The sequence below is a fragment of the Neptuniibacter sp. genome (genome assembly GCF_024231755.1).
Classification (GTDB): Bacteria; Pseudomonadota; Gammaproteobacteria; order Pseudomonadales; family Balneatricaceae; genus Neptuniibacter.
This window is the reverse complement of sequence record NZ_JAAEQH010000370.1, coordinates 1-8,664: the sequence shown is the minus strand read 5'-3', so window position 1 is coordinate 8,664 and position 8,664 is coordinate 1. Positions and strand designations below refer to the sequence as shown.

Here is an 8,664-nt window from a genome sequence, read left to right as displayed (position 1 = left end):
TCAGCTGCTGTAGATAGTTCCACGCTGATTTTACCTGGACGTGGAAATTCATGGTAATCGAGAGCGGCTTGTTTCATATCATCAGACATGGCTGCTGTTCCAATCTAGTTAAAAAGTCGAACCCCGAACTATATAGAAAAGCGGTATACCGAACAACCAGCAGAATCGTTCAATATCGCAATTTTTTTGTTCGTTTGATCTAAAGTACAACTCAGATCAACTCAATGTGGGTCTTATGGGTAACGGCTAGAAACCAGGGCTGGTAGTGGGCTGGAGCATTTGCAGCTTTAGGTCTTATCCAGCCGCGCACCTGTATAGCTTTACCTTTCAAATTGATAACCCGACTTTCTCCAAAATCTTTTGCTGTCGCTTTGCTCAGTTTCAACGCAAGCAAATCATCGACCTCAATAATCCACCCACTGCGAATTTTTTTAACTGAAGTCACCTTACCTCTTAAGAGGCGAAATCCTGATTCTTTATTTTTTAAGGAGAGAACATCACGCCATGCCTGCCGCTTCCACACCCCACTACCAAAAGCAGATTGCTCAGCTTTTTTCAGACAGCGATTAAATTTCAAATTAGGAGGAACAGCTATATGAAAAGCCAAACCATCTCGCAACAGGGATTCAGAAACCAATACGCCATCAGCATAAAGATGGCCAAGCCAACGCTTATACTTATCCTGCTTCTGCTTTCCTAATAACAACCTTACTTCAGAGTTTTTTAGGAGCTGACGCAATCTATCCCTCGACGCATTGGCGTAAGGTTCAGCTGGCGATCCCTCTTTCTTTGTCTCTGGCGCATTAAGACCAATTAACCGGATACGACGACCATCCCTCAGTTTTACCGTATCACCATCGTAAACTTTGGCTATCTCAACAATTTCTGAAGAGAGGTTTTGAGGACAGGCAGCAAAAATCACCTGTGAAAAGACAAGAAAAAAGGCGCCCCATAATGGAAGCGCCTTTTTTAGAATCCTCATCGTGAGCAACTCTTACTTTTTCATGCCGCGGCCACCGAAACGCTTGTTAAAGCGATCGATACGACCACCAGAAGTCGCTTCTTTCTGCTTACCAGTGTAGAACGGGTGACAAGCAGAGCATACGTCCAGGTGCAGATCTTTACCCAGAGTAGATTTAGTTTTTACAACATTACCGCAAGAACAAGTAGCGGAAATTTCAGAGTATTCCGGATGGATACCAGCTTTCATGACGAACCTCATAATATTCATGCCGCCACCTGATCTTCTGCCAGGCACCGCATTGATTTAAACTACCAGTAAAAAGCACCGGTACGTTAAGTAGGCGGCGAATTATACGCATGCATATGATGCTTAGCAACTGAAAACAGGTTATTAAATAAGCACCCCAACACTCATGAGTATTTTTCGCTTAGCCATCCCCAGTCCTCTTCGACGTTTATTCGATTATCTGCCGCCGGAAGGGACTGATCTATCGAACATAAAGCCCGGAATCCGGGTAACAGCGCCCTTCGGCAGAAGGGATGTTATCGGCATACTGGTCGAAGTTACTGACCAGAGTGAATTCGCACACAACAAACTTAAAAGAGCCAAAAGCATCCTTGATACTGAGCCACCTCTGCCACAACACCTTTTTAAACTGGCCCGTTGGGCTGCCAGTTACTATCAACACCCCGAAGGAGATGCACTTCAACAAGCCATCCCAACACTCTTGCGCAAAGGAGCCCCCTGCGAACACCAGCATGAAATATTATGGCGAGCGGCCCCTGACGCCTCTATAGCACAGCTCAAAAGTAATGCTTCACGCCAGATAGAACTGTTGAACCTACTTCTAGAGCATCCTCAGGGAATCAGCACTGATGCTATCCGAGCTGAAGGTGGCCATACCAGTGCTTTAAGCACACTTGAGGAAAAAGAACTCGCAGAATCATTTCACAGAGAGCATAAACAGAATAACCAACAGATTCTGCATGAAGCACCACTAGCACTAAATGCCGAACAACAAAGTTGCTTACACGAAATCAATAGCCGTAAAGGGTTTGCCTGCATACTATTGGAAGGGGTAACAGGCTCAGGGAAAACTGAAGTTTACTTGCAAGCCATTGAGAAGGCATTAAAGGAAGGCAAACAAGCACTGGTACTGGTGCCAGAGATCGGGCTTACTCCACAAACAGTCAGTCGTTTCAAGCAACGCTTCAGCGTACCTATTGTTGCCCTGCACTCAAACCTTACAGATCGTCAGCGCCTGGACGCCTGGCTACAGGCTAGAGAAGGGATTGCCCGAATAATTATCGGCACACGCTCAGCTATCTTCACGCCTCTACAAACACCCGGCATTATTATTATCGATGAGGAACACGATCCTTCTTTTAAACAACAGGATGGATTCAGATATTCCGCAAGGGATCTTGCCGTTCTACGTGCGCGCCACGAAAACACCCCGATTATTCTAGGAAGCGCCACACCCTCCCTAGAATCTCTACACAATGCAGTAGAGGGAAAATATCACTGGCTCAAATTAACTCAACGAGCGGGTAACTCCAGCCCTCCGGAATTTAAGCTATTAGATATCAGACAGGAAAACCTCAACGACGGACTGTCTGAACAGCTGATATCAGCCATCCGCTCACACCTAGAAGGCGGCACCCAAGTCCTTCTTTTTCTGAATCGGCGCGGATTTTCCCCGACTCTGACCTGTCATGACTGCGGCTGGATTGCAGATTGCAACCGCTGCGATGCGCATATGACGTTACACCAGAGTCCACCTCACTTACATTGTCATCATTGTGATAAACAATCCGGGATTCCACAGCGTTGCCCGGAATGTAATAGTGATCAGCTACAACCGGTGGGTGTAGGTACGGAACGTAGCGAACAAGCACTGCAGAAGTTGTTCCCTGATTTCCCTGTTATCCGGGTTGATCGGGATAGCACCCAGCGCAAACACTCCATGCAGGAGATCATGCAGCAGGTTAACACCGGCAACCCCTGCATTCTTGTTGGCACTCAGATGCTGGCTAAAGGCCACCATTTCCCCAAGGTCACTCTAGTAGCCATTATCAACGCTGATAGCGGACTGTTCAGCGCAGATTTCCGAGGTATGGAGCGTACAGCACAGCTGATTCTACAGGTCGCAGGCCGAGCTGGACGAGCTGATCATCCAGGTAAGGTAATGATGCAGACCTATCATTCAGATCACCCCACCTTGCAGACTCTGGTCAACCATGGCTACAGTGCTTTCGCTCAGGAAGAATTACACAACCGCAAGATAGCCCAGCTACCTCCTTTCACCCACTACGCTTTGCTACGAGCAGAAACCAGCATAAAAGGCAGAGCAGAATCTTTCTTGGGCGCGCTGCGTCAGCAACTGGAAGACGATATGCTGCTTCCTCATGGTGTTCACTGGATCGGCCCCTTCCCTTCACCTATGGAAAAACGCGCGGGCATGCATAGGGCACAGCTAATGATCTACGCGCAGGACCGCAGATCGCTGCACCAGCTCCTTGCTAATTTGTGCTGGTATTTAGAACAGAATAAAGAAGCCAGAAAAGTACGCTGGTCCATTGATGTTGACCCAGCGGATACTTTTTAAGCAACAGCAGCTCTTTTGACTTAACAAACCAGATGTTTGCAGGGATAATACGCGGTTCTTCTTAAGGCCCTTTTAACTGAGATATTTATTCAGCCCACAGGCCTACTGACTGACTCCAAACGGTACACGTACGCAAATGAAAGAAATTATTGCAGAGCTGATTGATTCCGCCCTGAAGAACCTGATTGAGAACGACACACTGCCAGCAGATATTCAGCCAAAAATCATGGTTGAAAACACCCGTGATAAAACTCACGGTGACTATGCGTCCAACATTGCGATGACTCTGGCAAAAGCGGCAAAAAGCAATCCACGCCAACTGGCAGAAAAGATTGTTGATGCACTGCCTCAATCTGAAAACCTCAAGCGTACGGAAATTGCTGGCCCAGGCTTTATCAACTTCTTTATCAGTGGCGCCTCCACCAGCACCCAGATAAAAACCATTCTGGAGCAGAAAACCAACTACGGTCGTAATAATGACGGCGCTGGCAAAAAAGCTCAGGTTGAATTTGTATCTGCAAACCCAACTGGACCTCTGCATATCGGTCACGGACGTGGCGCAGCAGTAGGCGACTGCCTCTGTCGTTTGATGGAAGCAACAGGCTGGGATGTAACCCGTGAATTTTATTACAACGATGCAGGCCAGCAGATCAACAACCTGGCACTTTCGGTACAAGCACGCTGCAAAGATCTAACTCCTGAAGATCCAAGCTGGCCAGCGGATGGTTACCGGGGTGATTACATCATTGAACTGGCTGAAAGCTTCATGCGTGGTGATACCGTTAAATCGGAAGACCAGAGCTTCACAGGCACCAAAGATGCGGACGATCTGGAAGCTATTCGCCACTTCGCAGTGGCTTACCTACGCCACGAGCAGGATCTAGACCTCAAAGCATTCGCCGTGGATTTTGATGTGTACTTCCTTGAGTCTTCACTTTATACAGAAGGTAAAGTAGAAGCAGCCGTACAGACTCTTATCGAAAACGACTTCACCTATGAAGAAGACGGCGCCCTCTGGTTACGTACCACCGATTTTGGCGACGATAAAGATCGTGTAATGCGTAAGAAGGATGGTGGTTACACTTACTTCGTTCCAGACGTAGCTTATCATCTGAACAAATGGCAACGTGGTTTCGATACCGTTATCAATGAACAGGGCGCTGATCACCACAGTACTATCACCCGTGTTCGCGCAGGTCTTCAAGCACTGAAAGCCGACATTCCTGAAGGCTGGCCTGACTATGTACTGCATCAGATGGTTACCGTAATGAAAGGTGGCGAAGAGGTTAAGATCTCTAAGCGCGCAGGTAGCTATGTAACTCTACGAGATCTGATCGATGAAGTAGGCCGTGATGCAACCCGTTACTTCCTGGCAGCACGTAAATCAGATAGCCATCTGACATTTGATATCGATCTGGCTCGTTCTGAATCGGCAGACAACCCGGTTTACTATATCCAGTACGCTCATGCCCGTGTCTGCTCTATCTTCCGCAAATTAGAAGATAACAACTGGAGTTGGGATGAAGAAACAGGCATCGCAGCATTGGATCGCCTTGAACATGATAAAGAGCGTCACCTGGTTACCGCACTAGGCCGTTATCCTGAAGTGGTACGCAATGCAGCAAATGCACGTGAGCCACATCAGATCTCTAACTACCTACGTGACCTCGCGGGTGATTTCCACACCTACTACAATTCAGAGAAAACTCTGGTTGAAGATGCTGATCTGCGTAATGCCCGTCTGACACTTGCTGTTGCAGTGCGCCACGTATTGGCCAACGGCCTAGACCTGCTGGGCGTAACCGCTCCGGAGCAGATGTAAAACCATGGCCTCCCGTAAGGATTACGCCAAGAACAAACGCGGCAAGGCTGCAGCCAGCCGCGCTCGTTCGGCCGCAAAGAAAGCCCCCGTTAAAAAGCGCTTTCCTACCGGCCTTCTGGCACTTACCTTACTGTTTCTTGGAGGCCTGGGTTATGGCCTCTATAACCTGACCAAAGTTGATCCCGGCAAAGCGTCTACACCGCTTGCAAATAGTAAGCCTCAGCAAACCAAGCCCGTAGAGAAAAAAGCAGCTGTCAGCCAAGCTCCAGCGACTGAGAAATCAACTAACTCCAGCGAAGGCAAACGCTTTGAATTCTACGAGATGCTGGAGAAAAGCGAGGTTAAGGCCCCAGAGGTTGAAGCCTACAAATCAACGCCTAAAGACGCGAAGACACAGCACAAATATCTTCTGCAGGCTGGTTCGTTCAAGATTAAAGCAGATGCTGAACGTATGCGCGCCCAGTTGATTCTGCTAGGTCTGCCTAATGTACACACCGATACCAGTACCAGCAAAGATGGCACAACATGGTATCGCGTACGTATCGGACCTTTTGATAACCGCTCACGCCTGTCCAAGGCTTATGACAAACTGGTTCAACAAAACATCCAGCCACTGCGCATAAAACAGTAAAACACTAAGCCGGGTTCTCTACCCGGCTTTTTCGTTTTCAGACTTGAATTTCATCCAAGCGTCACCATCTTTTTGTAAACCCTAAGATATAAGCACCAAGGCTCTATCGTTTTACTGGTGTTTAACAAAAAACTCCCATCAGGAGCATTTACATGACAACGATTGTTTCAGTACGTCGTGATGACAAAGTCGTCGTTGGCGGCGACGGACAAGTATCACTGGGCAACACCGTAATGAAAGGCACAGCCCGCAAGGTTCGTCGCCTGGCCAAGCACGATGTTATTACTGGTTTCGCAGGCAGTACTGCCGATGCGATCACACTGCTGGATCTGTTTGAAGCTCAGCTGGAAAAACATCAGGGCAATATCTTCAATGCCGTAGTCAGTTTGGCAAAAGAGTGGCGTGGTGACCGCGTACTTCGCAAACTTGAAGCCCTTATGCTGGTTGCAAATAAAGAGAAGACTTACCTTATCTCTGGTAGCGGCGACATTATCGAACCTGAAGACGGAGTGGTCGCAATTGGCTCCGGCGGCAACTTTGCTCTGGCAGCCGCCCGCGCACTGACAGACAACACCGAACTGAGCGCCAAAGACGTAGTAGAGAAAAGTCTACATATCGCAGCAGGTATCTGCGTATTTACTAACGATAATCTGACTGTCGAAGAACTCGATTCAGTAGCCTGATCCGGCCCCATTAGGCTTATAGGAGCAAAACATGTCAAATATGACCCCACGCGAAATCGTATCCGAGCTGGATCGCCATATTATCGGTCAGGATGAAGCCAAACGTTCGGTTGCTATCGCCCTGCGTAACCGCTGGCGCCGTATGCAGTTGGATGAAGAGTTACGCGTAGAAGTAACACCGAAAAATATTCTAATGATTGGTCCAACGGGTGTTGGTAAAACCGAAATTGCACGCCGTTTGGCAAAGCTTGCCAATGCACCATTTATAAAAGTAGAAGCAACTAAATTCACTGAAGTTGGCTACGTAGGCCGCGATGTAGAAACTATTATTCGCGATCTTGTCGATATGGCGATCAAGATGATGCGCGAACAGGAGATGGAGAAGGTCCGTTTCCGTGCTGAAGAAGCCGCTGAAGAACGTATTCTCGATGCCCTTCTGCCACCAGCTCGCCCAACCGGTTTTGGAGAAGAGCCGGCAAAATCTGAAGACAGCGCTACACGCCAGGTTTTCCGTAAGAAACTACGTGAAGGTCAGCTTGACGATAAAGAGATCGACATCGAAGTAGCACAGCCTCAGGTTGGCGTTGAAATTATGGCGCCTCCTGGCATGGAAGAGATGACCAACCAGCTACAGAGTATGTTCTCTGGTATGGGCGGCGGTAAAAAACAGCAGCGTCGCATGAAGATCAAAGATGCATTCAAGATGCTGACTGACGAAGAAGCCGCTAATCTGGTCAAAGAAGACGAGCTAAAACAGAACGCTGTAGAACTAGTCGAACAGCACGGCATTGTTTTTCTGGATGAGATCGACAAAGTCTGCAAAGGTGGCTCAAACAGCAGCGGCGATGTATCCCGTGAAGGTGTACAACGTGATCTGCTACCGCTGATTGAAGGCTGCACCGTAAGCACCAAATACGGCATGGTTAAAACCGACCATATCCTGTTTATCGCATCCGGCGCATTCCATCTGGCGAAGCCATCAGATCTGATTCCTGAGCTTCAGGGACGTCTACCAATTCGCGTAGAGCTGAATGCTCTAACACCTGATGATTTCCGCCGTATTCTAAAAGAACCAAATGCCTCTTTGACTCAACAGTATCAGGCACTGCTGAAAACTGAAGGTGTAGATGTAATCTTCACAGATGAAGGCATTAGTCGCATCGCCGAACTGGCATTTGAAGTAAATGAAAGCACTGAAAACATCGGAGCCCGTCGTTTACACACCATGATGGAGCGTCTTCTGGAAGAGCTTTCATTTGCTGCATCCGATTGCCAGGGCCAGACTATCACTGTGGATAAAGCTTTTGTGGATCAGCAGTTGAGCGAACTCAGCCAGGACGAAGACCTGAGTCACTATATCCTGTAACCCAAAACTGGAGTTTGCATGTCTAAAGCACCGTTACCAACACAAATTAAACTGCATAAAAAATCCCGCACTCTGGAATTGTCCTATGACAGTGAATCCTTTGAGCTAACAGCAGAGTATCTACGTGTCCATTCACCCTCTGCCGAGGTACGCGGGCATGGTATTGGTAACGGCGTATTGCAAACAGGCAAAAAGCTGGTTGGGATCAAAGAACTGATCCCCTCTGGCAACTATGCTCTGAAAATCGTTTTTGATGATGGGCATGACAGCGGACTCTATACTTGGGACTGCCTGCATGATCTAGCCTACAATCATGATGATTACTGGCAGGAATACCTCCGCAAATTGGAGGAAGCAGGTGAAAGCCGTGACGGCGGCATGATCGCTATCGGCCGATAAATCAAAGACAAGCTAAACGCATCCCGGTACAATCGGCGCAAGAAAAATCACAGAACAGAAATCAGGACACCCGGATATGGCTGACCAGCACAATAACGACACCACTCACTTTGGTTACGAAGATGTCCGTAAAGAGGACAAAGTGAAGCGCGTCGCTGATGTTTTCCACAGCGTTGCTGGCAAATACGATC

General features: G+C 48.0%; 8 protein-coding genes and 1 pseudogene. 7 read left to right on the top strand and 2 right to left on the bottom strand.

What is annotated here, in order from left to right; all coding sequences use genetic code 11:
• Positions 1 to 211: 211 nt before the first annotated feature.
• Both GY843_RS20650 and rpmE read right to left on the bottom strand, forming a co-directional pair.
• Positions 212 to 982: a thermonuclease family protein gene (locus GY843_RS20650; protein ID WP_297312567.1), complete on the bottom strand. Its 771-nt coding sequence runs from the start codon at positions 980 to 982 to the stop codon at positions 212 to 214.
• Positions 983 to 994: 12 nt separating this feature from the next.
• On the bottom strand, positions 995 to 1,210 hold the full coding sequence (gene rpmE, locus GY843_RS20645) for a 50S ribosomal protein L31 (protein ID WP_297312568.1): 216 nt from the start codon (positions 1,208 to 1,210) through the stop codon (positions 995 to 997).
• A 166-nt stretch (positions 1,211 to 1,376) separates the two neighbouring features.
• On the opposite strand from rpmE, the gene GY843_RS20640 reads away from it, so the two are divergent.
• From GY843_RS20640 to ubiE, 7 genes and pseudogenes are all read left to right on the top strand, one after another.
• Positions 1,377 to 3,572, top strand: a complete 2,196-nt coding sequence (locus GY843_RS20640; protein ID WP_297312566.1) for a primosomal protein N' — start codon at positions 1,377 to 1,379, stop codon at positions 3,570 to 3,572.
• Between the two features lie 136 nt (positions 3,573 to 3,708).
• The gene (gene argS / locus GY843_RS20635; RefSeq protein WP_297312564.1) at positions 3,709 to 5,394 is read left to right on the top strand and encodes an arginine--tRNA ligase; all 1,686 of its coding nucleotides are present in this window, start codon (positions 3,709 to 3,711) and stop codon (positions 5,392 to 5,394) included.
• A 4-nt stretch (positions 5,395 to 5,398) separates the two neighbouring features.
• Positions 5,399 to 6,025 carry an SPOR domain-containing protein gene (locus tag GY843_RS20630; RefSeq protein ID WP_297312562.1) on the top strand — a complete coding sequence of 209 codons (627 nt, stop codon included), beginning with the start codon at positions 5,399 to 5,401 and terminating at the stop codon, positions 6,023 to 6,025.
• A 152-nt stretch (positions 6,026 to 6,177) separates the two neighbouring features.
• A complete protein-coding gene (gene hslV, locus GY843_RS20625) occupies positions 6,178 to 6,708 on the top strand; it encodes an ATP-dependent protease subunit HslV (RefSeq protein WP_297312560.1) in 531 nt (176 codons plus the stop codon).
• Positions 6,709 to 6,739: 31 nt separating this feature from the next.
• Entirely contained in the window at positions 6,740 to 8,074 is a 1,335-nt protein-coding gene (gene hslU, locus GY843_RS20620; RefSeq protein ID WP_297312558.1) for an HslU--HslV peptidase ATPase subunit, read from the top strand.
• Between the two features lie 18 nt (positions 8,075 to 8,092).
• Positions 8,093 to 8,473: a DUF971 domain-containing protein gene (locus tag GY843_RS20615; RefSeq protein ID WP_297312556.1), complete on the top strand. Its 381-nt coding sequence runs from the start codon at positions 8,093 to 8,095 to the stop codon at positions 8,471 to 8,473.
• A gap of 76 nt (positions 8,474 to 8,549) precedes the next feature.
• Positions 8,550 to 8,664 (top strand): annotated as a pseudogene (gene ubiE, locus GY843_RS20610) (bifunctional demethylmenaquinone methyltransferase/2-methoxy-6-polyprenyl-1,4-benzoquinol methylase UbiE); the annotation flags it as partial.

Coding starts and splice junctions, on each gene's coding strand:
- hslV (WP_297312560.1), top strand. CDS start 6,178: ATGACAACGATTGTTTCAGTACGTCGTGATGACAAAGTCGTCGTTGGC.
- hslU (WP_297312558.1), top strand. CDS start 6,740: ATGTCAAATATGACCCCACGCGAAATCGTATCCGAGCTGGATCGCCAT.
- GY843_RS20640 (WP_297312566.1), top strand. CDS start 1,377: ATGAGTATTTTTCGCTTAGCCATCCCCAGTCCTCTTCGACGTTTATTC.
- GY843_RS20630 (WP_297312562.1), top strand. CDS start 5,399: ATGGCCTCCCGTAAGGATTACGCCAAGAACAAACGCGGCAAGGCTGCA.
- argS (WP_297312564.1), top strand. CDS start 3,709: ATGAAAGAAATTATTGCAGAGCTGATTGATTCCGCCCTGAAGAACCTG.
- GY843_RS20650 (WP_297312567.1), bottom strand. CDS start 982: ATGAGGATTCTAAAAAAGGCGCTTCCATTATGGGGCGCCTTTTTTCTT.
- rpmE (WP_297312568.1), bottom strand. CDS start 1,210: ATGAAAGCTGGTATCCATCCGGAATACTCTGAAATTTCCGCTACTTGT.
- GY843_RS20615 (WP_297312556.1), top strand. CDS start 8,093: ATGTCTAAAGCACCGTTACCAACACAAATTAAACTGCATAAAAAATCC.